Origin of the sequence: Streptomyces ardesiacus (assembly GCF_003112575.1) — a bacterium.
GTDB lineage: Bacteria > Actinomycetota > Actinomycetes > Streptomycetales > Streptomycetaceae > Streptomyces > Streptomyces ardesiacus.
In genome coordinates this window covers 402,918-428,785 of record NZ_BEWC01000001.1, presented here as the reverse complement: position 1 = coordinate 428,785, position 25,868 = coordinate 402,918, and the positions used below count along the sequence as shown (strand labels likewise).

At 71.6% G+C, this 25,868-nt stretch carries 18 protein-coding genes and 1 pseudogene; 10 read left to right on the top strand and 9 right to left on the bottom strand.

The genetic code is table 11. The features are described from left to right. Positions 1–114: 114 nt before the first annotated feature. The 5 genes from Sdi02f_RS01740 to Sdi02f_RS01720 all read left to right on the top strand — a co-directional run bounded on the left by Sdi02f_RS01740 (position 115) and on the right by Sdi02f_RS01720 (position 8,071). The gene (locus Sdi02f_RS01740; protein WP_438363736.1) at positions 115–1,671 is read left to right on the top strand and encodes a serine/threonine-protein kinase; all 1,557 of its coding nucleotides are present in this window, start codon (positions 115–117) and stop codon (positions 1,669–1,671) included. A gap of 49 nt (positions 1,672–1,720) precedes the next feature. After that, positions 1,721–3,886 carry a UvrD-helicase domain-containing protein gene (locus Sdi02f_RS01735; protein ID WP_108932562.1) on the top strand — a complete coding sequence of 722 codons (2,166 nt, stop codon included), beginning with the start codon at positions 1,721–1,723 and terminating at the stop codon, positions 3,884–3,886. Between the two features lie 198 nt (positions 3,887–4,084). Further along, positions 4,085–5,986 (top strand): ATP-dependent nuclease, encoded by a 1,902-nt coding sequence (locus Sdi02f_RS01730; RefSeq protein ID WP_245962122.1) that lies wholly within the window; start codon positions 4,085–4,087, stop codon positions 5,984–5,986. A 74-nt stretch (positions 5,987–6,060) separates the two neighbouring features. Further along, positions 6,061–7,371, top strand: a complete 1,311-nt coding sequence (locus tag Sdi02f_RS01725) for a hypothetical protein (protein ID WP_031185992.1) — start codon at positions 6,061–6,063, stop codon at positions 7,369–7,371. 271 nt (positions 7,372–7,642) lie between these two features. Then, positions 7,643–8,071 carry a hypothetical protein gene (locus Sdi02f_RS01720; RefSeq protein WP_245962121.1) on the top strand — a complete coding sequence of 143 codons (429 nt, stop codon included), beginning with the start codon at positions 7,643–7,645 and terminating at the stop codon, positions 8,069–8,071. On the opposite strand, the pseudogene Sdi02f_RS01715 reads toward Sdi02f_RS01720, so the two are convergent. The 3 genes and pseudogenes from Sdi02f_RS01715 to Sdi02f_RS01705 form a co-directional block, all read right to left on the bottom strand. Beyond that, positions 8,049–8,833: pseudogene (locus tag Sdi02f_RS01715) on the bottom strand (Type 1 glutamine amidotransferase-like domain-containing protein). The gene Sdi02f_RS01720 and the pseudogene Sdi02f_RS01715 overlap by 23 nt on opposite strands. 102 nt (positions 8,834–8,935) lie before the next feature. Then, a complete protein-coding gene (locus tag Sdi02f_RS01710; RefSeq protein ID WP_108932558.1) occupies positions 8,936–10,210 on the bottom strand; it encodes a tetratricopeptide repeat protein in 1,275 nt (424 codons plus the stop codon). Positions 10,211–10,298: 88 nt separating this feature from the next. Then, the gene (locus Sdi02f_RS01705; protein ID WP_108932911.1) at positions 10,299–13,889 is read right to left on the bottom strand and encodes a CHAT domain-containing tetratricopeptide repeat protein; all 3,591 of its coding nucleotides are present in this window, start codon (positions 13,887–13,889) and stop codon (positions 10,299–10,301) included. A gap of 214 nt (positions 13,890–14,103) precedes the next feature. On the opposite strand from Sdi02f_RS01705, the gene Sdi02f_RS01700 reads away from it, so the two are divergent. The 3 genes from Sdi02f_RS01700 to Sdi02f_RS01690 all read left to right on the top strand — a co-directional run bounded on the left by Sdi02f_RS01700 (position 14,104) and on the right by Sdi02f_RS01690 (position 16,241). Next, positions 14,104–14,535 (top strand): hypothetical protein, encoded by a 432-nt coding sequence (locus tag Sdi02f_RS01700; protein ID WP_245962120.1) that lies wholly within the window; start codon positions 14,104–14,106, stop codon positions 14,533–14,535. Further along, a complete protein-coding gene (locus Sdi02f_RS01695) occupies positions 14,532–15,452 on the top strand; it encodes a hypothetical protein (protein ID WP_108932557.1) in 921 nt (306 codons plus the stop codon). The genes Sdi02f_RS01700 and Sdi02f_RS01695 overlap by 4 nt, the downstream gene beginning before the upstream one ends. A 228-nt stretch (positions 15,453–15,680) precedes the next feature. Further along, complete coding sequence (locus Sdi02f_RS01690) at positions 15,681–16,241, top strand: pyridoxamine 5'-phosphate oxidase family protein (RefSeq protein WP_108932556.1); 561 nt, start codon at positions 15,681–15,683, stop codon at positions 16,239–16,241. A 46-nt stretch (positions 16,242–16,287) separates the two neighbouring features. On the opposite strand, the gene Sdi02f_RS01685 is transcribed toward Sdi02f_RS01690, so the two are convergent. Continuing rightward, positions 16,288–17,310, bottom strand: coding sequence for an alpha/beta hydrolase (locus tag Sdi02f_RS01685; protein WP_108932555.1), 1,023 nt, complete (start codon positions 17,308–17,310; stop codon positions 16,288–16,290). Positions 17,311–17,516: 206 nt separating this feature from the next. After that, on the bottom strand, positions 17,517–18,302 hold the full coding sequence (locus Sdi02f_RS01680; RefSeq protein ID WP_031083015.1) for an SAM-dependent methyltransferase: 786 nt from the start codon (positions 18,300–18,302) through the stop codon (positions 17,517–17,519). Between the two features lie 401 nt (positions 18,303–18,703). On the opposite strand from Sdi02f_RS01680, the gene Sdi02f_RS01675 reads away from it, so the two are divergent. After that, positions 18,704–19,522 (top strand): SAM-dependent methyltransferase, encoded by an 819-nt coding sequence (locus tag Sdi02f_RS01675; RefSeq protein WP_031083018.1) that lies wholly within the window; start codon positions 18,704–18,706, stop codon positions 19,520–19,522. A 71-nt stretch (positions 19,523–19,593) separates the two neighbouring features. On the opposite strand, the gene Sdi02f_RS01670 is transcribed toward Sdi02f_RS01675, so the two are convergent. The 4 genes from Sdi02f_RS01670 to Sdi02f_RS01655 all read right to left on the bottom strand — a co-directional run bounded on the left by Sdi02f_RS01670 (position 19,594) and on the right by Sdi02f_RS01655 (position 24,277). Further along, a complete protein-coding gene (locus tag Sdi02f_RS01670; protein ID WP_108932909.1) occupies positions 19,594–20,952 on the bottom strand; it encodes a GH1 family beta-glucosidase in 1,359 nt (452 codons plus the stop codon). Positions 20,953–20,996: 44 nt separating this feature from the next. Beyond that, the gene (locus tag Sdi02f_RS01665; protein ID WP_031083022.1) at positions 20,997–21,836 is read right to left on the bottom strand and encodes a carbohydrate ABC transporter permease; all 840 of its coding nucleotides are present in this window, start codon (positions 21,834–21,836) and stop codon (positions 20,997–20,999) included. A gap of 7 nt (positions 21,837–21,843) precedes the next feature. Beyond that, positions 21,844–22,899 carry a carbohydrate ABC transporter permease gene (locus Sdi02f_RS01660; RefSeq protein WP_030401032.1) on the bottom strand — a complete coding sequence of 352 codons (1,056 nt, stop codon included), beginning with the start codon at positions 22,897–22,899 and terminating at the stop codon, positions 21,844–21,846. Between the two features lie 61 nt (positions 22,900–22,960). Beyond that, positions 22,961–24,277 (bottom strand): ABC transporter substrate-binding protein, encoded by a 1,317-nt coding sequence (locus Sdi02f_RS01655; RefSeq protein WP_108932554.1) that lies wholly within the window; start codon positions 24,275–24,277, stop codon positions 22,961–22,963. A 178-nt stretch (positions 24,278–24,455) separates the two neighbouring features. On the opposite strand from Sdi02f_RS01655, the gene Sdi02f_RS01650 reads away from it, so the two are divergent. After that, the gene (locus tag Sdi02f_RS01650; RefSeq protein ID WP_055469230.1) at positions 24,456–25,781 is read left to right on the top strand and encodes an ROK family transcriptional regulator; all 1,326 of its coding nucleotides are present in this window, start codon (positions 24,456–24,458) and stop codon (positions 25,779–25,781) included. Positions 25,782–25,868: the final 87 nt, after the last annotated feature.

Here is a 25,868-nt window from a genome sequence, read left to right as displayed (position 1 = left end):
CCCGCGAGACTGATCCCTTCGGACACTCGACGGGGCGGGAGCGGGGACCAGGTGCCGGACGTACGACGGGTCGCGGGGCGTTACGAGCTGCTGGAGCAGTTCAACAACGGGGGCATGGGGGACGTCTGGCGCGGTTACGACGCCGTACTGGACCGGCCGGTCGCCGTGAAGCTCATCCGCCCGCAGGCCGTGACGTCGCCGCACCTGGCGGAGGAGTTCGAGAAGCGGTTCCGGCGCGAGGCGCGGGTCACCGCCCGGATCCAGCACCCGGGCGTACCGCAGGTGTACGACGCGGTGCTGGACGAGTCGTACGAGCAGCTGTTCCTGGTGATGGAGCTGGTCGACGGCGTTCCGCTCACCGCGTACGTGCACCCGGACCACCCGCTCCCCGTCAGCTGGGCGGTGGCCGTGGCGGCGCAGGTGGCGACCGTCCTCTCGTACGCGCACGACGTGCCCGTCGTCCACCGTGACCTGAAGCCGGGCAACATCCTCGTCGCCCGGGACGGCACGGTGAAGGTGCTGGACTTCGGCATCGCGGCGATCCTCCAGACGGACGTCACCAAGCTGACCGCGACGGGCAGCCCGATCGGCACGCACCAGTACATGGCGCCGGAGCAGGTGCGCGGCGCGCGGGTCACGCCGCGCACCGACCTGTACGCCCTGGGGTGCGTGCTGCACGAACTGCTCTGCGGAAGGACGTTGTTCAGCGGGGACAGCGAGTGGCAGCTGATGACCCAGCACGTCAACGCGACCCCGACCCCGCTGCGGCAACTGCGCGACGATGTACCGGCGGGTCTGGAGGAGCTCGTCCTGCACCTGCTCCTGAAGGCACCCGAGGCGCGTCCGGCGGACGTGCAGGAGGTGTACGAGCGACTGCAGCCCTTCCTGCCGGGGCCTGGCGACGAGTCCGCGGCGGAGGAGCCAGGGCCCGCCGGGGTACCCGACCCGACGGGAATCTTCCGTCGGCCGTACGCGCCCCGCTCGCGCGCCGGTGCCGCGGGCGGCGCGCGGGCCGCCGCCCCCGTCGTCGGCCCGGACGCACCGCCCGTCGTGCCCGCGGCCGAGCGGGAGGCGTTGCGGGAGCAGATCCGTGAGGTCCACGCGCACTACGTGGCGCTGATGGAGGAGGAACGGTACGCACAGGCCGCCGACGTGGTGGGTGAGCTGATCGAGCCGGCCGCACGGTCCCTCGGCTCGGAGAGCAGGGCGGTGCTGCGGCTGCGTTCGTGGCAGGCGGTCAGCCGGCAGTTGGCCGGTGACCACCGGGCCGCGTTGCCGGAGTTCGAAGCGCTGGCCGACGCCTACGGACGGGTGAGTGGGACGAACAGCGAAGAGGCACTGTGGTGCCGGGCTCAGGCGGCGCGCTGTCGCGGCAAACTCGGCCAGGTGACCGAGGCGCTGGACGGGCTGAACGGCGTCCTCGAGACCGTCCGCGCCATCGACGGAGACGTCAGCGAGAACGCGGTGGAACTTCGCCACGACATCGGCATGCTGCTCCTCGCGCAGCAGCGTGCTGCCGAGGCCTTCGGCGTCCTGGAGCCCCTGCACCAGGATCTGTGCGTGGTGTTCGGCCCCAACCACGAGCTGACCGCCGAGGTGGCCGAGACTCTGGCGGTGATCCGTCTCGATCTCGACGAGGACGACGGCGAGGGTACCGGTCCGTCGGCCTGACCTGGCCTTTGCTCGTATCGCAGGTCGGCCGGGGCACTAGGATCTCCGCATGCCGCAGCTCGCCTTCGACATCGGTTTCTTCGCCGAGCTTCCCAAGCTCCAGCCCCCGGTCAGGAAGGGCGTCCTCGACGCCTGGGAGAAGTTCAACCGGCTCACTCTCGACCAGCTCTTCAAGGGTCAGGGGCTGAAGCTGGAGAGCCTCGTGAAGGCGAAGGACAAGCAGATCCGGACGATCCGCATCGACCAGTTCTGGCGCGGTGTGGTGCTCGCGCCGCCCACCGGGGACACCTTCGTCCTGCTGCGGGTGATGCAGCACGACAAGGCCATCGCCTGGGCGATGAAGCAGAAGTCCAGCATCAACGAGGTGACGCGGGCCGTTGAGATCCGGGACGCGGCGACCCTCGACGAGATCACGCCCGCCTACGAACGGGTCGCGGACCACTCGTCGAAGGTACGGCTCTTCGCGAAGTTCTCCGACGGGGACCTCAAAGCGCTGGGCATCGACGACGAGACGCTCCGGCAGGCACGCTCGCTCGTCGACCAGGAACAGCTGGACGTCTTCGCGCCGCTGCTGCCGCAGGACCAGCGTGAGGTGCTGCAGTACCTGGCCTCGGGCTGCACGGTGGAGGAGGTCTGGCAGGACATCGTGGCGCCGGCGCTCCACGCGTCCACGCAGCCGGTGGACACGCGGGACTACGAGACCGCGATCCAGCACACCCGGGCACGGATCGCTCTGGTGACGGCTCCCGAGGAGCTGCGGGACATCCTGGAGAAGCCCTTCGCCGCTTGGCGGGTCTTCTTGCACCCTTCGCAGCGGAAGGTGGCCTACCGGGCGTCCTACTCCGGCCCCGCGCAGGTCACGGGCGGGCCTGGCACCGGGAAGACCGTGGTCGCGCTGCATCGGGTCAAGCACCTGCTCGGGCACCTGCGGGACGGCGACCGCATCCTGCTCACGACGTACACCAACGCGCTCGTCAACGCCCTCCGTTCGGGTCTGGAGTCCCTGGTGGAGGATCCGGAGCTGCGCGAGCGGGTCGACATCTCGACCGTGGACGGCTTCGCGGGCCGGGTCGTCGCGGAGGCTCCGGGCGCGGTGACGCTGCGGCCGCTGATGAGCAACGAGGAGGTCAGCCGCTGGGGCAAGGCCGCCAAGGCGACGGGCTTCACGGGCAGCGCGCAGTTCCTGGCGCAGGAGTACCGGCATGTCGTCCTGGCCCAGGGCATCGGCAGCCTGGCCGAGTACGAGGCGGCTGACCGGCGGGGCCGGGGCAGCAGGCTGACGGCGGCCGAACGGCCGCTGGTATGGGAGACGGTGGAACGGTTCACGGCCGGTCTCGCGGCGGACGGGTGCCGGACCTGGCTGCAGACGTGCGTGGAGGCGGCGGGGCTGTTGGAGGCGAAGGGGCCGCCGTACCGGCATGTGGTGGTGGACGAGGCGCAGGACCTGCATCCGGCGCAGTGGCGGCTGCTGCGCGCGGCCGTTCCGGCCCGCCCTGACGACTTGTTCATCGCGGGCGACCCGCATCAGCGTATCTACGACTCGAAGGTGTCGCTCAAGTCGCTCGGCATCAGGGTGGCAGGGCGGTCGGTGAAGCTGCGGAAGAACTACCGCAGTACGCAGGAGATCCTGCGCTGGTCCACGGCCCTGCTGATCGGCCGGCCGGTCGCCCAGCTCGAGGACGAGGGCCGCAACGAGACCTTGCTCGGCTACCGCTCCGCTCTCCACGGCGACGGGCCCGCCGTACGGGGCGCGGTAAGTGAAGAGGCCGAACTGGACGCTCTGGTCGGTCAGGTGCGGGCGTGGATGGACGCGGGTGTGGGTGCCGGGGAGATCGGGGTGAGCGCCCGGTTCAACAAGACGTGCGCGAAGGCCGTGGCGCACCTGAAGGACGCGGGTGTCCCCGCAGTGTCCTTGCGCAACGCTTCCGGCGACTCCGCGGCGGGCGAGGAGGGGGCTGTGCGGGTCGGAACCATGCACTCGTTCAAGGGGCTGGAGTTCCGCTGCGTCGCGGTCATCGGTGTCAATGACGAGGCGCTGCCGTTCCCGAAGGCGGTCACGCCGCCCGACGTGGACCCCAAGCAGTACGAGACGGACATGATGTCCGAGCGCTGCCTGCTGTTCGTGGCCTGCACGCGTGCGCGGGACAGTCTCTCCGTTTCCTGGTCAGGTGCGCCGAGCCCCTTCCTGACCGAAGCCGGCATCACCACCGTCTAACGCTTCTAAGCTCGGAACATCCACCTGCAATCACTGCACGGCTGCGATGAATTGATTGACGCTGCTTTCATGGACGTGGTTGAGTACTCATGCTTCCGGTGATGCCTGGGGGGACATCGCCGGAAGCACCTGACCCGCATGCCCGGAGGTCGGTCGGCGTCTCGCCGCCCCGGTTGCTCCGCATCGTCACTCTCCAGGATGACCATGAAGATCAAGCGCGTTCGTATCGAGAACTTCTGCTGTCTGCGCAGCCTCGACGTCTCCTTCGACTCCATCACCTCGCTCATCGGGCCGACGGGTGTCGGCAAGTCCACCGTGCTGCGTGCGCTGGACTGGTTCTTCAATGGTGAGAAAGGCGGCGTCCTCAGCGAGGAGGACGTGCACTCCGCAGCGGAGACGAAGCGGATCCGTGTGGAGGTCGAGTTCGACGGACTCACCGCTTCCGACCGTTCCATGCTCGGCCACTACGCGCCTGACGGGATGAACACGCTGAGTATCTGGCGCACCTGGGAGAACGGAGAGGACCGGATCACGGGCAAGGCCCTGGCCTATCCACCCTTCGAGCGGATCCGGGACTGCGGCGGCAGCCGGGAGAAAACGGCCGCGTACAAGGCCTTACGCGACCAGGACCCGGCACTCGGCCTGCCCGCCGTCCGTAGCTGGGACGCCGCCGAGACGGAGATGCGGTCCTGGGAGGCGAGGAACCGCGACCGACTCGCCGAGGCCGAGGTGGAGGGTACTCACTTCTTCGGCTTCGCCGGCCAGGGACTGCTCGGCAAGCTCATCGACTTCGTCTTCATCTCGGCCGATCTGCGGGCGTACGAGGAGACCGACGACAACAAGACGACCGTGGTGGGGCGGATCCTTGAGCACGCCGTCGACCGCTCGGAGGCTGAGGCCCAGTTCACGGCCATCGACGAGGACGCCCAGGCGGCCCGCGAGAGGGTGCACAGGGAGATCTACGAGCCGGTGCTCGCGAGGCTGTCCGGCGCCCTCTCCATGGAGGTCGGCCGATTCACCACTGGTCGGGACGTCGTCGTCACACCGATGGCACAGGTCCCCAAGCGGACCAAGACCGCGTTCGCGGTCAACATCCGTGACGGGGCGGCTCTGACACCGGTCCGTCGTCAGGGGCACGGATTCCAGCGTGCGCTGATCATCGCGGCGCTCAGGTACCTGTCGGAGTGTCGCCGCCCCGAGAACGGCACGCGCTCGCTGTGCCTGGCGATCGAGGAGCCCGAACTGTTCCAGCACCCGGCGCAGACCCGGGTCTTCGCGCAGGTGTTGCGCAGCCTGGTCGCGTCCGCCGAGGGCCAGACACAGGTGATGTACGCGACGCACAGCCCGGTGTTCATCGACCCGAGCGACTACCAGCAGGTCCGCAGGCTGTATCGGGTCAGCGGTGGCGAGCATCCGGAGGTGAGCCTGCGCGCCCTCACCGAAACGGAGCTTCGGCAGTCCCTTGAGGACCACGTGTCGGAGAAGTCCATCGCACGTCGAGGCGCCACGCGGTACGTCAAGGAGCTTGCCGAGGCACTGTTCGCCGACGTCGCCGTCCTGGTCGAGGGCGCCACGGACGAGAGCGTCCTCCTGGCCTTCGCCGAGCGCCAGGGCTTGAGCCTCGGTGCCGAAGGCATCTGTGTGGTGAACGCCGAGGGCAAGGGCAACATGATCCTCTGCCACGCCATCCTCACCGGGTTCGGCGTACGCTGCCACCTGGTCTTCGACGCGGACACCGGGCCGAGGAAGGTGGCCGACGCGGACACCGACAAGAAGGCGGCGACCCTTCGGGAGAGCATCGCGAAGAACGCGAAAATCCTCAACTATCTGCGGGGCACCGCCGAAGCCCGCCCCGCGAGCGCGGGCGAGGAGACGCACACCGTCTTCGAGGACAACCTCGACAGCTACCTCAAGGACGACTGGCCCGCCTGGAACGCCCGCCGCCTCGAACTGATCGCGCGGGGCGAGGGCTACGTGGACGGCAAGCACGGGCCGACGTATGCGGAGGCCGCACGCACCGCAAGTGGTGAACCGAAACTGCTGCACGCGCTGCTGGAGAACGTGAGGGCCATGGCGGGGCAGTCGACGCCTCACGCCTAGCACGTACACACAAGGTTCGTGCTCTGCGGGTCGACCCCCGACCGTAGGCTGTCGCAGGAGAAAAAGGGGAGACGATGACTGACGACCGCAAGGGAATCGTTCCGGTGTGGACGCTGGCGACCGGAGATGTCCGGGTGCCCGCATTGACCGGGGACGGGCCGATGACGGCCGGGCGCCTGGACGAACTGCGCGGGGCACTGGCCGCCCTGGCCGACGAGCCGATCGCCACACTGGAAGCACATCCGCTGCCCGACAGCCTCGACCGCGGCCGGGGCATCCCGCTCGATGCCGCGAGCCCCTTGGCGCAGCACCTGTCGCAGCTCATCACCCAATCAGCGCGGAGTTCCTCCTCGGCGGCTACGGCGACGGCTACCGGCGAAGGCCTGTACCGCATGGTGATTCCGGCCAAGCTCGCCGCCCAGGTCGGTCAGGGCTGCCTTCGCCCGATGACGGCGAAGGGCACATCCGGTGCCATCCGTAGTGCGCTCGTGGACTCTTCGGGGAAAATCGCCGGTGCCTCGACGTTCGTGCCGGTCGGTCAAGCGGCAACGGCGGGCGCGGTCGGTGGAGCCGGTGCGACGGCGGGCGTGGCGGTCGGTGGCAGTGCGATGCTCACCGTGGCCGCGCCGCTCGTGCTCATGGCCGTGGCGGTGGGGGTGAGCGCGCACGCCGACGGCAAGCGTCAGCAGGCCATCGAGCACATCACGGAAATGCTGGAGCAACTGCAGGAGCAGGAGCTCGAACAAGAGCACAGCACACTCGACGGCTGCCGGGACGCCATCGACAAGGCCACCGCCATCCTGCTCGACCAGGGCAGGCCCGGGGTCTCGCTGGGTCTGGACTCGGCGGTGCACGCCATCAACTCCGCGCTGGGCGCCGTCGATCGCCGCCTTGCCAAGTGGCAGAGCGCACTCGACAAACTGCCCGAGGGCCAGACCGTCGATCTCGGCACGCTGACCAAGTCGTTCCCCGGAATCGACGACCAGGGGGGCGTCTTCCGCGCCCACCTGGAACTCGCCGCCCTCGCCATCGCGTTGAAGCGGCGAGTCGTCGTCCTGCAGGCCGTCGAGCACGCCCAGGGCGATCCCGACAACCTGTTCCAGAGCTTCACCCGTGTCCTCAAGCGCGACCAGCAACGCCTCGACGCCCTGGAGTCTGGCCTTGCCGGCGTACTGGTCCGCCTGTCGACGCTGGAGCTGGCGCGCCCGAGCGGATTGCGGCCCGTCTTCACGACCGCGGAGGTTGATCGTCTGATGCGCGCGGCCCACCGGATTCGCCAACTGGGTGACGGCGTCGTGGTCGACAGTCGACCGACGGATGTGGCGATCGAAATCGCCCGCGAGGAGAACGGCTCGGTGATCGTGTTCCCCGCGCTTCCCGCGTAGGCATGGGCGTACTCGCACCGCTCATTTTGAGCAGCGGTGCGAGGCAGCCAGAACTGGCCGAGCGTCTCGGGTCGGCGGGCAACCGGCTCGGCGAGCCGGACCCTCGCCCGACGGACCCAGGCCATGGCTCCTCCGAGCCGCAGCGAAGACGTCTTCGTCCGACAGGGGGCTGTTCGCCGCCCCGGACTACGGCCTGGAGCCCGCCTTGTCCCTACGTACCGCTCGGGTCCGACTTGCCGCTCTTCTCCTGGCGGCTGTTTCGGTGGTCTCGGTGCTCACCGGCTGCACGCTGATGGGTCTCGCCCGGGACTGCGAAGGGACCGACGCCGAGGTCGAGGAGATGGCAGCGCTCGGCATCCTCGACTCCCGGCCCGACGGGGCCGCCGTCGCCCGGGGCTTCGAGGAGGTCGACGCCGGCTGCTGGTCCGACAGCGGTGACGTCATGGTGTACGCCGAGCGGACGTACGCCTTTCCCGGTACACGGGCCGAAGTGGCGGAGCACTACCGGACAGCCGCCCGACGGGACGGATGGAGCCCGGACCCCGAGGCCGCGCCCGACGACGTGAGTTTCGTCAAGGGGACCACGAGTCTGGAGATCGTCTTCCTCACCGCCGAACTCCTCGCGGAAGAGGGCCGTGGAAACCGCCCCGGCCTCAGCACCGGCGCCGGTTACTCGATCACCGTCGGCTCCTACGCGTAGGGCCACCGGGCGGGCTGCCGGGGGCGGGCACCGTGTCACCGCTGTGCGGCGGGGAGAGCAGACGGCATGGCACCGTCTGCTCCTTGACCTCGCCGTCTCCGTCCGGCTCCACCCGATACAACCGGGCCTCGGGTGTGCGCGTCACGGCGTCCGTCAGACGGCCGTCGGTGAAGAAGGCGCCGACGCCGTCCTCCAGGGCCCAACCGGAAGGAAGGGCACGCTCTGCCACGGCCTCGCGGTAGGACGATCCCCGTCCCGGCTCACTGCCGTAGTGGGGACAGACCGAGCCCGGCAGCTGGCCCAGCCCGTCGGCGAGGGGCGTCAGCGGCCCGAAGGAGTCGGTGTGCGAGCCCTCGGCCCAGCAGTTGGCGCCCGCGCTGATACCGCAGAGCAGGGTCCCGCGGGCGAATGCCTCGCGCAGGAGCCGGTCCACTCCGTGCGCGCGCCAGACGGCCAGCAGGTTCACCGTGCTGCCGCCGCCGACGTAGATCACGTCCTGGCTGAGCAGGAACGTGCGCAAGGCGTCGTCGTCGAGTTCCCGGCGGAACAGGGACAGGACGCCGGGCTCGCACGGACGTGGACGGAAGGCGTCGAGGAAGCGCTCCGCATAGGCGGGAGCGTCGCCGCTCGCCGTCGGAACGAAGCACACCTTGGGCCGGGGAACCCGCACGTGATCGAGCAGCCAGTCGTCCAGCAGGCCGTCCTCGCGTCGGAGAAGCCGCCGCGGAGGAGGGCCAGTCGGGTTTCCGGAACGGCGGTCACGAGGGGGCCTCCTCGGGTCGTGGAGCGGGAGTGGGCGGGAAGGAGCGGGAGGGGGGCGGGCTCGGACGCGGACGATACTCCGTACGGTGCCGCGCGTTCGGCTCAGGGAGAGCGCAGCCAGGCCAGCCGCTCCTCGGCGGCCCTGAGACGGGGGTGTCCGGGGCCGTGCAACCGGCGGTAGTCGTGTACGCAGCGGTCGAGCAGTTCGGCGGCCTCCGCGTGGTGGCCCGCGTCGATCAGTACGTTGGCGAGGTTGTCCCGGGTGACGACCGTGATCGGATGGTCGTCACCGTGGAGCGCGGCACGCCCGGCCAGGATCGCGCGCAGGACCGGCACGGCGTCCTCGTAGCGCTCCTGGGCGTGCAGGACGGCCGCGAGATTGTTGCGCGCGGTGAACGTGGTGTCGTGGTCCGGCCCCAACGTCGCCTCCGTGGACCGCACGACGGCACGGATCTGCTCCTCCGCCTCGGCGTGGCGGTCCAGCCGGACCAGGACGGCGCCGAGGTTGCTCCGGGCCGCGATCGTCTTCTCGTGGTCGCGCCCGTACCGGTCCTCCAGACGGGGCACGAGGGAGCGCAGGATGCGCTCGGCCTCCTGGTGACGGCCGCACTTGAGCAGGGCGGCGGCGTGCGCGTTGGTGGTGGACAGCACGTCGGGGTGGTCACGGCCGAGCTGCCGGACGCGGCGTGCCAGGACGTCCCCGACGAGCGGCTCGGCCTCGGGAGCCCGGCCGAGGTCCTGCAGTACCGCCGCGAGCCGGGTGGCGCTGCGCAGCGTGTCCGGGTGGTCCCGGCCGAGCGTTTCCGCCTGGGCGCGGAAGGTGTCACGCCAGGCCGTCTCCGCGAGGCTCAGCTGGCCGGTGGTGTGGAGGGCGCCGGCCAACTCCGCGGAGGTGCGCAGGGTTTCCTCGTGCCGCTCGCCGAGCGTGGTCCATTGGGTGCGGGCCACGTGCTGGTACAGCTCGACGGCTTCCGCGCCCCGTCCGGGCACCGACAGCAGGGCCTCGGCGAGTTCGCGCAGGGCGACGAGGGTGTCCGGGTGCTCGGGGCCCAGGGTGTCGATGGCGGACCGGGCCCGCATCGTGCGGATCTCCTCGGCGGAGAGCTGCACGCTGATGATCTCCTGCTCCGGCTGTCCCTCCGTGACGTCCGTGAGGGTGAGGCGTCCCCCCGACAGCCGTCGCGCGTTCCCGGAACCGTGCGCGGGCTCCTGCGCGTCCGGGCCCGGTTGCGGCGGTCCGGGCGGGCGGTCCCCGTACTCGTGCCCGGGCTCGTGCCGGTGTTCCCGCCCGTCTTCGTGCTCCTGTCGGGACCGCGGCGGCTCGGCACCCACGGCCTCGCCGTCTTCCGCGGCTCGTCGCCGCCACCATCGGGCCATCGTGACCGCCTCCTCGTCTCTGCCGGGTTCGTGGCTGCCGGTGTCGTCGCTGCCGTGTCGTCGCTGCCGTGTCGCGCCGGCCTTCTCGTCAGGCGCCCGCGTGCACGTGTGCCGCCCACAGACTGGGACTGGCAGCGAAGGCGGCGCGGCACCCGAGGACCGCTCGGTGCAGGGCGTGGGCCGTCCTGGTGTCGTCCAGCTCCGGACGGCCGCCGGCTCCTTCGGTGCGCAGCTCCCGGTAGAGGAGGCGTGCGACACGGACGGCCACCGCGTCGTGCACGGGCCAGAGCGTCCCGACGGCGTTGGGGTACCCCGCGAGCTGGAAGGCGGAGGTGATGTGGATGGATTCGTCGGCCAGTTCGCCGCCTCCCCGCGCCGTTTCGCACGCGGACATCACCGCGAGCCGTGCCGCCGGCAGGTCCAGGCGGGAGATCGCGCGGACCGTCAGCGGGCGGGTCGCGTGGTCGTGGACCAGGAGACGGCCGTTCGAGGGGTCGGCGGGTTCGCTGACGCCGTGGCAGGCGAAGTGCACGCACGCGTGACGGGGCAGAGCGTTCATCACCTTCTCGAAGGTGGCGTGTTCATCGGCCAGCACCTCCGTGGGCAGGAGGCCGCGCAGGACCTCCGCCTCGCGCCGTGCGCCGCGGAGCGGCCGGGCACCGGGTGTGTCCGGAAGGGACACGGCGAGCACCGGGCCGCCCGGGCGGGGAGCGGCGGCCCGGGCCCGGGCGTACCGGAGGGCGGCGACGGTCGGCGTGTACGAGGAGACCACCCGGTCCAGTACCGTCCGTGGGCCCGGCCCTGCCGCCGTTCCTGCCGCCGGTGCCGTCCCCGTTCCTGCCGCCGTTGCTGCTGTCGTTGCCGTCCCCGTTCCTGCCGCGGTTGCTGCTGTCGTTGCCGCCACCTGTCCGCCGTCCGGTGCGGCGCCCCGGGCATCGTCGTGGTGACCGGCCGCGTGGAGGGGCAGCGAGGCCAGTGCGCCGCCCGGTGACCACCAGATCCGGTGCCACCCGCCCTCGGGCGCGGGTCCGTGCATACCGAGCCGGTCGAGCACGGGCCCGGTGACGTGGTCCCACGTCCAGGCCAGTACCTCGCTGACGTCCTGCTGGGCCGCCCGGTCACGGGCGGGGTCGGCCGCGTCGGCGAGCGCCCGCTCGAGCCGGTCCGCCTGTTCGCCGACGGCCTGCGGGGTGGCGTACGGCAGGGGGACGAGGAGGACTTCCCCGTCCCGCAGGACCAGGGCGTCACTGCGGAACTCGCTGCAGTAGGCGAGCACCACCGGGCCCTCGTCGGCGCAGTCCAGCACCGCCCGCAGCGTCGGTGCGCCGAGGAAGTCGGAGAAGCCGCGGCGGGTGCGGATCTCGGCGACCACGTGCTCCATCTCGGCCGCGAGGGCGTGCCGCAGGTCGGTGGTGCGGGGCGGCAGCCCGCCCCGGGCGGTGTCAGCGGCGTCCGCTGCGTCGGAGGCGTCGGCGGCCTCCAGCGTGTCGAGTCGTTCCCGCAGGCGGGAGAAGCGGTCGGCGAGGTCCGGGTGGGTGCCGCGCAGCCGTCCGAGCCCGTCGCGGGTGGCCATCGTCCGGCCCAGCAGGACACCCCGGCCCTGTTCCAGCAACAGCACCGCGTGCTCCGGCCGGCCGGCGTTGACCGCGCAGGCGGCGGCTTCGGCGGCCAGGCCCCGCACCCGGGACAGGCCGCGTTCCTGGTCGCCGCGGACCAGTCGGCCAGAGGCGGCGAACGGGAGGAGACTCAGGGCGAGTTCGTAGCCCGGCAGGGCGTCGTGCCAGCGGTGGTCGTCTCCGGCGGCGGCGCCCCATTCCCAGGCCGCGAGGGCCCGTTCGTGGGCGGGCAGGGCCCCGGTGCCGGCGGCCTGCCGGTAGGCGTCCTCGGCGGCACGGAGCACTCCCGGATCACCGTCCCGGTGGTGCAGGGCGCGCAGCGCGTCGCCGTACGACTTCAGGTAGGCGCCGTGGGTCGAGGTGCCCTCGACGACGGCCCATACGGCACGGCCGAGTTCGCTGACGGCCTGCTCCAACTCGCCGGGGGCGCCGGTGGCGTGGTGCTTGGCGAGTCGGGCGGAGCCGAGGTTGGAGAGGATCACGGCGAGCGACGGATCGCCGTAGGGGACCTGCTGGGCGGCTTCCTCCAGCAGGCCGACGGCCTCGTCGAGGTCGGCGACGTCGGCGGTGGACGTGTACCGGGCCCGCAGGGCGTTGGCGAGGTGGTTCAGCCGGTCGGCGCGCGGCTGACCGGTCGCGGGTGTCAGCTTCAGTGCCCGGCGGGCGACGTCGATCGCCTCGTCGGCGGCTGTGGTGTCGCCGGTCGCGCCGTGCCAGCTCTGCAGGACCACACCCAGATTGCCGAGGCGTCCGGCCTGGAGGACCGGTGGGTTCCGTGATGCGTGGAGCGCTTCCCTGGCCAGTCGGGAAGCCTCTCGCAAGGAGGTCAGGTCGCCGGTCTGAAGGGCGCGCTCGTGCAGGGTGACGGCGAGGTTGGCCAGGGTCCCGGCGTACGCGTCCGTGCCGGGCTCCTCCTCGGCGAGGGCGGTCCGCAAGGTGGTGACGGCCTCGTCCAGCACCGCCGCGGCACCGGTCATCTGTGCCAGCCTGTGCAAGGTGTTCCCGAGGCTGTTCAGCCTCCTGGCGCGTTGCGGGGTGCCGGGGCGGAACGACGGCAGGGCCTCGCGCAGCACCGCTGCGGACTCCTCGAGCAGCGCCTCCTCGTCGGTGTCCTCGGCGGCCAGACGCAGGGCGATGCCGAGGCCGGCGAGCAGTTCGGCGCGGTCCGGGTGGCCGGGCGGGCATTCCTCCAGGGCCGTGCGGTGGATCCGCAGCATCCGCGTCCGGTGGGCCTCGTCCGGGGCGTGCTCGTACCACTCCCGCAGGGCCTGGGTGAGGTTGCGCAGGACCAGCAGGCGGACCGGCTCGCCGGGCGGCACGGATTCCAGTGCGGTGCTCCACAGGTCGAGGGCCTCGCGCAGGGCGCCGAGATCGCCCTCGAGCAGATACGCGTCGTGGCGCATCACCCCCAGGTTGCTCAGGTAGCCGAGTCGGTCGTCGGACCCGGCCGGCAGCACGTGGAGCGCGTGTCGTTGGACGTCCGTCGCGCGTTGGAGGTCCGTGGGGGCGGGAGCGGGAGCGGCGGAGTCCGACAGCCCACGGTGCGTGGTGAGGGGGTCGGCCCGGGGCGTGCCGCGGTCGACGGCGATCTTGTGCCGCGTGTGCAGCACCTCCGCGAGTGCGCCGAGCGACTGCGCCGCGGTCTCGGGCTCCTGGGGGAGGCGGGCGGCCCGGTCGAAGGTGTCCACCGCTCGGTCGAGGTCGTCCGGCCGCCCGTACTGCGCGAACCTCTGCTGGTAGGCGAGGCCCAGGAGCCGTACGTCCTGGGCGTTCACCGGTTCGCACGCCGCCTGTTCACGGCCCAGGTCGACCAGGGCCTCCAGGTCGTCCGGGTGTCCCAGCAGTTGGTAACGGGTCTGGAGGGCGACCATCAGGTTGGCGGCGGCCCTCGCGGCAGTCCGTCCGGCGTGCGGCTCCGTCGAGGTGAGTAACCGCTGGTAGAGCGCGATCGCCTGGTCGAGGGCGGTCCGGTCGCCCGTCCTGAGGTGGTGGGAGAGCAGCCGATCGGCGCGCGCTTCCCCGTCCCGTCCGTCCGCCGCTCGAGCGCGACCCGCGTCGAACACGCCCACCCCCGGTGTCACATCGCCGGACCGGGCCTCTCGGCGTTGCGCGGCCCCTGCTCACGATAGCGAACGGACCGTGGGTGCGGTGGCGTACGGCGGACCAGGTCGTCGTACGGCTCCCGAGCCGGTCAGCGGTACGACGTGGTCAGCGGTACGACGTGGTCCCCCGACGTACAATCGCCGCCGACCGGCATCCGGCGTCCGAGGGGGAACGGTGGGGATCGACACTGACGGGCGGGGCACGCCGCGAGCCGGACACGCCCGGCTGGGTGAGTTGTGCCTGCGGCTGACGGACACGGCGGGGCCACTGGCGCTCGGAGAACACGGCCTGCGGCTCGTGGAGTTCATCACCTCCGAGCTGCGTGCGGGCCGGGCTCCGGCGGAACTCGACGACGCGTTCGACGAGTTGGAGGAGGAGTTGCTCGCGGCCGGGCACAGCGCCGGCCTGGGTTCCTACCGCACCACCCCGACTCCCCTCACGCCCGGCTTCCAGCCACTCCCGGTCGCCGGGCAGGGGCGTCCCTCCCTCCACGTGCTCGCCTGCCCGCGGGGTCACTGCGGGCGGGTGGAGGCACCGGACGACGACGCCCCGCACCCCGCCTGCCGGATCTTCGACCAGCCGCTGCGCACGGTGCCCCTCCGGTGACCAGCGGCTTCCTCAGCGCGCTGGGCGGCCGGATCGCCGAACGGTGGCTGGCCGCGCTGGCGCTGCCGGGGCTGCTCTTCCTCTCTGCCGTCACCACGGCCGTGGTACTCGGCCATGAGCACTGGTCCGACATCGACCGGCTGCGGGCCTGGCTCGACACGCTCGCCCACTCCCCCGCGTCCCGCAGCGCCGGCACCGTCGTCCTCGTGGCGGCGGGTGTGCTGGCGGGTGCCGCAGTGACCGGGGCTGCGGCCCAGTCCCTGGGCACGGGTGTGGAGCTTCTCTGGTGCGCGCAGGCGCACGGGCCGGTGCTGCGGTATCTGGCCGACCGCCGGTCGCGCCGCTGGCGTGCGGCCGACGCGTCCTTCCGCACGGCGCTGGTGACGGCGGGCCGGGCCCGCATCGAAGGAACGGACCACGCCGACCGGCTCGCCGACATCGCCGAACGCCGTTGCGCCGACCGGGACCGCATCGCCTCGGCACCGCCCCGCCACCCCTTCTGGACGGGCGACCGCCTGGCCGCACCGGCACAACGCCTTTGGCGCGCCCAGCGGTTGGATCTGGCAGCCGCCTGGCCTCACCTGTGGCTCCTGGCTGCCGACGGCACGCGTGCCGAACTGCAGGCTGCCCGCCTCAGGCTGACGGCAGCGGCCCGCCTGTGCGCGTGGGGTGCGGGGTACCTGGTGCTGGCGCTGTGGTGGTGGCCCGCGGGACTGGCCGGGGTCGTCGCCGTCGCCTCGGGCGTGCGGCGTGGCCGCGCTGCGGCGGACGCCTTCGCCGAGCTCACCGAGGCCCTGGCCGACCTTCACGTACGCGACGTGGCGACCGCGCTGGGCGTCGAATGCGTGGGCGTCGACGACCGGGTGCTCGGCGAACGCCTCACCCGGCTGCTGCGCAAGGAGAGGCGAGAGGCGTAGGACGACGGCGCGGGTGCCGCGGGGCCGAGCGAAGGCCGGTCTGCGGGAGGCGCCTCGCCGCTCCGCCGATGGACGCGGTCCGCCTCCGCCCTGAGCGACCTGCCGGCGGACAACGGAGGCCGCGGAGAACCCTGTACGGGCGAGGACGCCCGTCGGAGTGACTGACGTCCACCGATGATTTCGGAGCGGGCCGGCCGTCGTTGAGGGCAAGAGAGCAAGGAGACTGCCATGTCCGTGCAACGACCGTCCGCCGCGCACCCCACGACCGAACTCGACGCCAGATACAGCTCGGCGCTCCATCCACGTCCGGGCGCCGACGACGTCACCGCCGTTCCGTGGGCCGAGGCCCAGCGGCGGCTGCGGGCCGCCGAGATCTTCTGGGCGGTCACGATGCGTCCCGGTGGCGGGCCGCACATCACGCCCGTGATCGCAGCGTGGCACGACGGGGTGCTGTACTTCTCCACCGGGCCGGGTGAGCAAAAGGCCCGGAACCTGGCACACAACGCGCACTGCGCCTTGATCACGGGCGGGAATTCACTGACTGAGGGGTTCGATCTCGTGGTCGAGGGCGAGGCCGAACGGGTGAGTGATCCCGCGGTGCTGGAGGAGGTGATCGGGGCGCACGAGGCGAAGTACGGGGCCCACATCACGTCGTCCGAGGGCACCTTCCACGGTATGGGGGACTCCCTGCGGAGCGGAGACGCGGTGATGTTCGCGGTGGCCCCGGTCACCGCGTACGGGTTCGGACGGGACGACGGGGTCTACAGCCACACGCGGTGGAGGTTCTGAGCCGCCGTGCACGGCGACGGGCTCCGTGTCCCGGCATCCATGCGGGTCACCTGCCGTCGACACCCAACGCCCCCAGCAGCATCGGCAGTGACGCGTGCAGTTCGCGTTCCCAGTATGCCCAGCCATGGGTTCCCGGACCGTAGAAGTTGGTCGTGACGTGGCGCGCGCCCACGCGCTCCAGTTCGGCCGCGAGCGCATGGTTCTGGCGGTTGAAGTCGGCCTCCAGGGCGCTCGTGGCGCCGGGCGGGTCGAGGGGGCCGGTGGTGCCGTCGCCGCAGGAGAGGTAGACGGGGAGGGACCTCAGGCGTTTCGCGAGGTGGAAGGGGTCGTGGGCCTGCCAGATCCGGCGTTGGGCGACCGGGTCGCCCCAGACGCGGAGCGGGTCGTTGTCCTGCCCGGCGAAGAAGCCCATGATGCGGGCGGTCGACTCGTCGTTCAGGAGGGGGTGTGCGGAGCCGGAGTACGACGCCGTGGCCTTGAACATCCCGGGGTGCCGGGCGGCGTACAGCAGGGCGCCCTGGCCGCCCATGGAGAGGCCGGCGACCACGCGGTCGGGGCCGGCGCCCCAGTCGCGTTCCAGGAGCCGGCGCAGCTCCTTCGTGTGGAAGGTCTCCCATGCCGGGTCGCCGCCCCGGCCGTGGTTCCACCAGTCGCTGTACCAGCCGTTCCAGCCGGCCTCGGGCATCACGACCAGGACGTCGCGGAGGCTCTCCGTCTGTGCCACGTCCGTCATGCTCGTCCACGACGTGTAGTCGCCGCAGCAGCCGTGCAGGAGCCAGAGGGTGGGCCAGTGCCGCCGGTGGTGCCGGTCGTGCGGGGCCCATCCGTCGGGGGTGAGGAGGCGGACCTTGACCGTGCGGCCTCCCAGGGCCGTCGACCGTACCGACAGGTCGACCTGCCGATCCGCGACCTGGGTGACGTCGACCACCTGAGCGCCGGGGTGGGTGGCCCGCTGTTCCGCCGCGGCCAGCGCCGGAGCGGTCGGGGTGAGGACGGCCAGGAGCAGGGCGAGGACCAGAAGGACTCTGGCTCGCAGGGGGTTCAGGGCGGTGGGCATGTTCGCGAACACGGCGGCTCCCTGGATGGGTTGCTGGTCGTACTGCCGACACCCGTGGCACGGAGTCTCTTCTCCTCTGCCCCGCCTCGCGTCGACCACGGACACCGACCGACACATGCTGCGCACAAGTATCGGCCGGTTCGCTCTCGCGTCAAGGTCGCCCGGGGACCCGGGACGGCCCTCCGTACCGCTCGGACCGCTCGGACGACCCGAGCCGCTCAGGGGACCCGCGCCACGCCCACGTAGAAGCCGCTGCGTTCCTGGACCGGCGCCGGTTCCTCGCGGTACCACTCCGTCGCGAACACCAGGCCGGGGTCGACGAGTTCGAGACCCGCGAAGAAGGGCTCGACCTCGCTGCGGGTACGCATCCGCAGCGGGATCGCCCCCTTCTTGTACGCGGCCTCGGTCTCCTGCTGCAGCTCCGGGTGCTGGTCGGCGGTGCCGTGCGACAGGATCAGGGAACTGCCGGAGGGGAGGGCTTCGACGAGGGTGCGCACGAGACGGTAGGGGTCCTCGTCGTCGGGCAGGAAGTGCAGGAGCGCGATCAGGGAGAGGGCGATCGGCCGGTCGAAGTCCAGTACCTCGCGGGCGCGTTCGAGAATCGTCCCGGGCTGTCGTACGTCCGCGAGGAGGAAATCGGTGGCGCCCTCGGGTCTGCTGGTCAGCAGCGCTTCCGCGTGCCGGAGGACGATCGGGTCGTTGTCGACGTAGACGATCCGGGCTTCGGGCCGCAGGGCCTGCACGATCTGGTGGAGGTTGGGTTCGGTGGGGATGCCGGTGCCGATGTCCAGGAACTGGTCGACGCCGTCCTTGGCCAGCCAGGCCGCCGCGCGGTGCATGAACGCCCGGTTCCGTGCCGCGTTGCCCCGTGCCTCTTCCGGGAGGGTCTCGCCGACCTGCTGGTCGACGGGGTAGTTGTCCTTGCCGCCCAGCAACCAGTCGTAGACCCGGGCTGGGTGCGGCTTGCTCGTGTCGATGCGGGGTCGGGGTATACCGGCGGTCACAAGACACTCCTCCGTACGCGGAACGGCATCGTCAGGCCGTCAGACTAGCCGGTTCCGCCGCTGGTCACAGGGCGTTGCCAGTGGTCGCCGACAGGTTCGATCGCGTTCCGCCGAGACGGCGCGAACGCCCCCTTTCGCATGCAACGGCGGTGCGCCGGTGGCGGAGCCGGTGCTGCCGGTCCGTCACCCCGAGAGTGCGGCGGCAAGGGCGGCGGTGCCGGCGGGCGTCTGAGGGTGGCGGCGGGTTCCGGAGCGGACGGAGCCCGCCGACGCCCGCCGTTGCCCGCCGACACCGCCGGCGTCCGCTCTCGTGCCAGGATGATGGTCCGACAGGCACTCGTCCGGGTGCCGACCGCGCTGGTGCCACAGGTGGCCCACAAGGTGAGGAGGAGCCGGTCCGCATGACCTCCCTGAGCGGCGGCGGGAACGCCGCCCACCCCGACCGGATCGACACGAGCAGGCCCCATCCCGCCCGGATGTACGACTACTTCCTGGGCGGCAAGGACAACTACGAGGTCGACCAGCGGGCCGCCGAGCAGTTCATGAAGGCGGCGCCCGAGGTGCGGGAGGGTGTCCTCGCCAACCGGCACTTCATGCACCGCGCCGTGCGGCACGTGGTGGCCGAGGGCGGCGTCCGCCAGATACTCGACGTGGGCACGGGGCTGCCCACCGAGCCCAACGTGCACCAGGTCGCCCGGTCCCTCGCCCCGGAGACCCGTGTCGCGTACGTCGACAACGACCCCATCGTCGCCGCCCATTCGCGGGTGCTGTCGGACGACCCGGACACCACCGTCGTCCTGGCCGACCTGCGCGACCCCCGTGCGATCCTCGACCACCCCCAGGTGCGCGCGGTCATCGACTTCGACCGGCCGGTGGCGCTGATGCTGGTGGCCGTCGTGCACTTCGTCGCCGACGCGGAGGACCCTGCGGGTGTCGTCGCCACGCTGCGCGACGCACTGCCGGTGGGCTCCTACCTCGTCCTGTCGCACGCGACGGGCGACGTCCACGAGGACCGGCGCGAGGGCGCGGCGGCCGTCTACGACAACGCCAGCGCCTCCCTCCACCTGCGTCCGCACGCGGCGGTCCGCGACCTGTTCGGCGACTTCACGATGGTCGAGCCGGGGTTGGTCCGGGTCACGGACTGGCGCCCCGAGGAAGAGCGCCGTCCCGACGCCCCGCCGATCGGCATCTACGGCGGGGTGGCCAGGAAGGACGCCTGAGCACAGGGCGGCCCGGCGGCACGGCGCCCCCCTGCAGAGCGGACGGCGCCGCGCAGGGGCGGCCGGGGCGCTCAGGCGGCCTCGCGTCCCCTCCCCCGGGCCCGGCCGATGAGGTCCGCGTAGTGGTGTCCGCTGCCCTTGACCGTGCGCACCTGCGTGGCGTAGTCGACGTGGACCAGGCCGAAGCGCTTGTCGTAGCCGTACGCCCACTCGAAGTTGTCCAGCAGCGACCACGCGAAGTAGCCGGCCAGCGGGGCTCCCCTGCGGGCGGCGGAGGCGCAGGCCGCGAGGTGGGCCGTCAGGTACTCCCGGCGCTCGTGGTCGTCGATCGTGCCGTCGGGACGGAGCACGTCGGGGAAGGCGGAGCCGTTCTCGGTGACGTACAGCTTGCGCGCCCCGTACTCCTCGGTCAGGCGCAGCAGCAGGTCCTCGATGCCGCCGGCGTCGATCTCCCAGTCCATGCCGGTGCGCGGGACGCCGGCGCGGCGGACGGTGCGCGCGTGCGGGGCGGGCCCGGTGGGGTCGTCGGCGACGGTCTGGGGGAAGTAGTAGTTCAGGCCCAGCCAGTCCAGGGGGGCACCGATGAGCCTCATGTCGCCCGGCTGCTCGGGGAGTTCGACGCCGTAGACCTCACGCATGTCCTCGGGGAAGCCGCGGCCGTGGACCGGGTCCAGCCACCAGCGGTTGGTGTGGCCGTCCATGCGGCGGGCGGCGGCCAGGTCCTCGTCGCGGTCGGTGGCGGCGTGGATGGTGGAGAGGTTGTTGACGATGCCCACCCGGGCGTCCGGGGCCGCCGCGCGGATGGCCTCCGTCGCCAGGCCGTGGCCGAGGAGCAGGTGGTAGGAGGCGCGGACGGCCGCGGTCAGGTCTTCCCAGCCGGGGGCCATCTTGCCCTCAAGGTGGCCGATCCAGGCCGAGCACAGCGGTTCGTTGAGGGTGGCCCAGTGGCCGACGCGGTCACCGAGGCGTTCGGCGACGACGGAGGCGTACGACGCGAAGTGCTCGGCGGTGGCGCGCTCGGGCCAGCCGCCCCGGTCCTGGAGCGCCTGGGGCAGGTCCCAGTGGTAGAGAGTGACGGCAGGGATGATGCCGGCGGCCAGCAGGTCGTCGACGAGCCGGTCGTAGAAGGCCAGGCCCTTGGCGTTGACCGGGCCGTCGCCGCCCGGCACGACCCGCGGCCAGGCGACGGAGAAGCGGTAGGCGTTGGTGCCGAGGCGCCGCATGAGCGCGATGTCCTCGGCGGTGCGGTGGTAGTGGTCGCAGGCGACGTCGCCGTGGTCGCCGTTGTCGGTCTTCCCGGGGGTGTGAGAGAAGGTGTCCCAGATCGACGGCGAACGTCCGTCCTCCGCCACGGCTCCCTCGATCTGGTACGCCGATGTGGCCGTGCCCCACAGGAAGTCGTCCGGGAGTGCGGCGAAGTCGATGGTCACGAAGGTCCCTTCGGGTCGGGGGTGTACGGGCTGGGGCGTGCCGGTCACTTGACGGCTCCGGCCGTCAGGCCCGCCACCAGGTAGCGCTGGAGGAGCAGGAAGCCCGCGACCACGGGCACGCTCACGACCAGCGAGGCCGCCATGATCTGGTTCCAGTAGACGTCGTTCAGCGTCGAGTAGGCCTGGAGTCCGATCGCGAGGGTGCGGGTGGCGTCGTTGGTCATGACGGAGGCGAACAGGACCTCGCCCCAGGCGGTCATGAAGGCGTAGACGGCGACCGCGACGATGCCGGGGACCGCGGCGGGTACGACGACCCTGAACAGGGCGCGCAGCGGCCCACACCCGTCCACGAGGGCCGCCTCGTCCAGGTCCCGGGGCACCGAGTCGAAGTACCCGATCAGCATCCAGATGGAGAAGGGCAGGGAGAAGGTCAGGTAGGTGAGGACGAGGCCGCCGCGGGAGCCGAACAGGGCGACGCCGGTGGCGTTGCCGATGTTCACGTAGATGAGGAAGAGGGGCAGCAGGAAGAGGATGCCCGGGAACATCTGTGTGGACAGGACGGTCACCGAGAAGACGCGCTTGCCGCGGAACTCGTAGCGGCTGACCGCGTAGGCGGCGAACACGGCGATCACGACGGAGCAGACGGTCGCGGTGCCGGCCACGATCAGCGAGTTCACGAAGTACTTCGCCAGCGGGACCGTCGACCAGATGTCGATGTACGGGCGGATGGTCAGATCGCCCGGCAGCCAGTGGAACCGGCCGGAGACGTCTTCGAGCGGCTTCAGCGAGCTGGAGACCATGACGTAGACCGGCAGCAGGACGAAGCCGGTCAGCAGGGTGAGGAAGACCCGGCGGGTCCACGTGAAGGAGCGCGGCGCCGCCATCGGGGACCTAGCCATCGGCCGTCTTCCTTTCCGAAGTATTCCGTCGCGTCCGGGGGGCGCCGGTGGCCCGGGAGGCCCTGGTGGCCCGGGAGGTCAGGAACAGGTACGCACCCGTCACCAGCAGCAGGAAGAGCAGCAGCAGGACCGACATCGCGGAGCCGGTGCCGAAGTTCCAGGTGACGAACGACGACTGGTAGATGTGGACGGAGATCAGGTCGGCGGCCTCGGGGGCCGCCTTGCCGAACAGGACGAAGGGCGTGTTGAAGTCGTTGAACGTCCACAGGAACAGCACCAGGACGAGGACCTGGTTGACGGGACGCAGCGACGGCAGGGTGATGCGGCGGATCTGCTGCCGGACGCCGGCACCGTCCAGGGCGGCGGCCTCGTACAGCTCCTTGGGGATGTTCTGCAGGCCGGCCATGACGATGAGGAAGGCGAACGGCCAGCCCTTCCACACCGAGACGACGAGCAGCGCGACGAAGCTGTTGTCGCCGATGAGCCAGAAGGAGGGCTTGTCGGTGAGGCCGAGCTGGTCGTGCAGGACGTGGTTCACCAGGCCGTTGTCGTGCTGGAACATGAACGCCCAGGTGATGACGGCCGCGTAGACCGGCAGGGCGTACGGCACCAGGAAGAGCGCGCGGAGCAGGCCCCGGCCGCGGAAGGCGTCCTGCATGCAGATCGCGGCGGCGGTGCCGATCAGCCAGCACAGTCCGACGGAGAGGACCGTGAAGGCACAGGTGATCAGGAAGGAGTGGAGCAGCGCCTCGCCGACGGGGGCGTCGAAGTCCACCGACAGGGTGAAGTTGTCGAGGCCGTTCCACGGGGCGGCGGTCCAGTCGCGGAGGGAGAACTGGGTGAGTTCCTTGAAGCTCATCGCGATGCCGAGAACCATCGGCACCAGGTGGACGAGGAGTTCGAGGAGCAGGGCGGGCAGGAGCAGCAGGTAGGGCAGGCCGATGCGGCGGATCCGTCCGGGGCGGCGGCGGGGTCCGCGCGCCGTCCCGGGGGAGCTCCTGCCGTCCGTCCGCTCGCCGGGCTGCGCCGAGGCGGTCGTGGTGGTCATGGCGAGGTCCGTGTCCGTGTCGGAGTCGGTGGGGCCGGTGCGGGGCCCAAGGCCGGGGCGCTCACTTGTGGGGCATCTGCTGCTGCGCCTTGGCGAGCTTCTCCGCGACGGACCCGGTGGTCACCTCGCGTCCGTTCGCGGCGTCGGCGAACAGTTCCTTGACGGCCGTGCCGACCGCGGTCTCGAACTGCGACTCGTCGGGCACCTGGGGCAGGGCCGCGGCACTGGTGGCGAGGGTCTCGCGCAGGACGGAGGTGCCCCGGGTGTGGAACGCCGGGTCGGACTGGGCGCCCTTGACCGGCGGGATGGAGCCGTAGGCCTTGTTGAGGATCCTCTGCTCGGCGTCACTGGTCATGAACTTCACGAACTCGGTGGCGCCGTCGAGGTTGTCGGTGTTCTTGAAGACGGCCATGTTGATGCCGGCGACCATGGAGTTGGTCGCCCTGCCGGCGCCCGGGGTGCCGGACGGGACGGGGGCGGGCGCGACGCCCCACTCGTCGTCCTTCATGCCCATGGACGCGAAGGTGGCCGAGGCGGTCTGCCACAGCACCATGGCGGTCCTGCCCTTGGCGAAGTCGCTCAGGGACTGGTTCTGCGCGTACTCGGCGTTGCCGGGCGCGACGACCTTGTCCCGGGCCATCAGGTCGACGTACTGCTTGACGGCCGCGACGGCGCCGTCGGAGGTGAAGTCGGGCTTGCCGTCGGCGGTGAAGAAGTCGGCGCCGTGCTGCTTGGCGAGGACGAAGACCTGGTGGATGTTGTTGGACGGGTTGGAACCCTCGGCGCCCAGGCCCCACTTGCCGTCCTTGGAGATCCTCTTGCCCACTTCCACCAGCTCGTCCCAGGTGGCCGGGGGCTCGGTGACGCCGGCGTCGGCGAACATCCGCTTGTTGTAGTAGAGCGCGTAGGCCATCGAGTACAGCGGGACCGCGGCCGGGTCCTGGCCCTGGGCGCCGGTCGAGCCCAGGGCGGAGGCGACGAAGCGGTCCTTGCCGCCGATCTTCTCGAAGTTCTGCGCGTCCCAGGGCAGCAGTGCGCCGGTGGCCTGCAGGGAGGCGCTCCAGGTGTTGCCGATGTTCAGCACGTCGGGGCCCTGGCCCGAGGTGGTGGCGGTGAGGATCCGGTTCAGCAGGTCGGACCAGGGCACCACCTCCAGCTTGACCTTGATGCCGGTCTCCTTCTCGAACTTGTCGAGTTCGGGCTGGAGGACCTTCTTGTCGACCTCCACGCCGGCGCCCTGGTTGGAGGCCCAGTACGTGAGTTCCTTCGGCGAGTCGTTGGAGCCGCCGCCCGAGGAGGAGCCTCCTCCGCAGGCCGTGGCGGCGAGTGCGAGAGACAGGACGACGGCGCCTACGGCCGCGGCTCGGATGCTGCGCATGGCTCCTGGGTTCCTTCCGGGAGTCGGTCGGGACGTGTCCCGACGGCGGCCTCGGTCGTTCCCTCACGAGACCCCTCAGGGCTTAATTTATGACGTGAGTTAAATCCCGAGAGATAGACTCGTCAAGGTCTCGCGCACGTTCGGAAAGGAGCGCGGGAACGGGAGAGGAAGGGGCCCGATGGCCAGGCACGGCGGGCGCACGGTACGTGACCTGCGACGGGAGAACCGCAGCGCCGTTCTGCAACGGTTGTATTTCGACGGGCCGATGAGCCGGCTCGCGCTGGGCTCGGCGGCGGGCCTGAGTTCGGGATCCGTCAGCAACGTGGTCGCCGAACTGCTGGCCGACGGCCTGGTGGAGGAGGCGGGCAGCCTCGGCGCGGACGGCGGCCGGCCGCGCACCCTGCTGCGCGTCGCGGCCGGCCGGGGACGCCTCGTGGGCGTCGACGTCGGAGAGACCCGGGTACGCGTCGAGCTGTTCGACCTTGCCATGTCCGAACTGGCGCGCACGGAACGCGCGTTGCCCGGCCACGGCTCGCGCTCCTACGACGTCGGCGTCGTCGCCGGGCACATCCTCGACGGCATCACGGAGGTGCTCGGCGCGGACGGCGCCGCACCGGACGCACGGGGCCCCGGTGAGCTGCTGGGCGTCGGCATCGGTGTCCCCGGCATCGTCGAGCACACCGCCGCGGGCACCCTGGTGCACGGCCAGACCGTCGGCTGGGACGCGGTCCCCCTGGAGGCCCTGCTGCGCGGCTCGTCCCAACTGCCCGCGCACGTACCGCTGTTCATCGAGAACGGCGCCAGGACGCTGGGACAGGCCGAGATGTGGTTCGGCGGCGGACGCGGCGCCCGCAACGCGGTGGTCGTGCTCTTCGGCTCCGGGGTCGGCGCGTGCGTCGTCACCGACGAGGTGGAGCAGGGGCGTGCGGTGGAGTGGGGTCATCTGACCGTTCAGGTGCGGGGGCGCCGGTGCCGGTGCGGGGCACGGGGGTGTCTGGAGGCGTACGCCGGTGCGGAGGCGATGCTCGCGCGGTGGCGTGAGGCGGGCGGTCAGCCGCCGCCCGGCACCGACGAGGAGGCCGCGCTCACCGCCCTGGTGTCCGCCGCCCGGCCCGGCGACGGGGGCGAGGCCGACCCGGTGGCGGCGGAGGTCCTGGCGGAGACCGCCGAGTACCTGGGCGCGGGGCTCGCCGACCTCGTCAACCTCTTCCAGCCCGAGCGGATCCTGGTGGGCGGCTGGGCCGGGCTCCAGCTCGGCCCGGCCTTCCTGGACTCCGTGCGGACCCACACGCTGGCCCACGCCCTGCGGCATCCCGCCGCACGGGTGGGCATCGCGCTGGGCCGTCTCGGCCCCGACGCGGTGACCGTGGGCGCGGCGATCCTGCCCCTGGCGGCGTTCTTCGCCCGCGGCGGCCACCGGGCACCGGTCGACTCACCCACACCGGTACCCGCCTGGCAGGCAGCGCTCGGAGGACGACTCGCGGAGCAACGGGGCGGAGGGTGACCGCGAGCCCGGCACCCCCGCCCCGACGGCGTTCCCCGCCTCCGGCGGGAGAACCCGGCGCGGCACCGCCGGCTCGTAGTCCTGGCC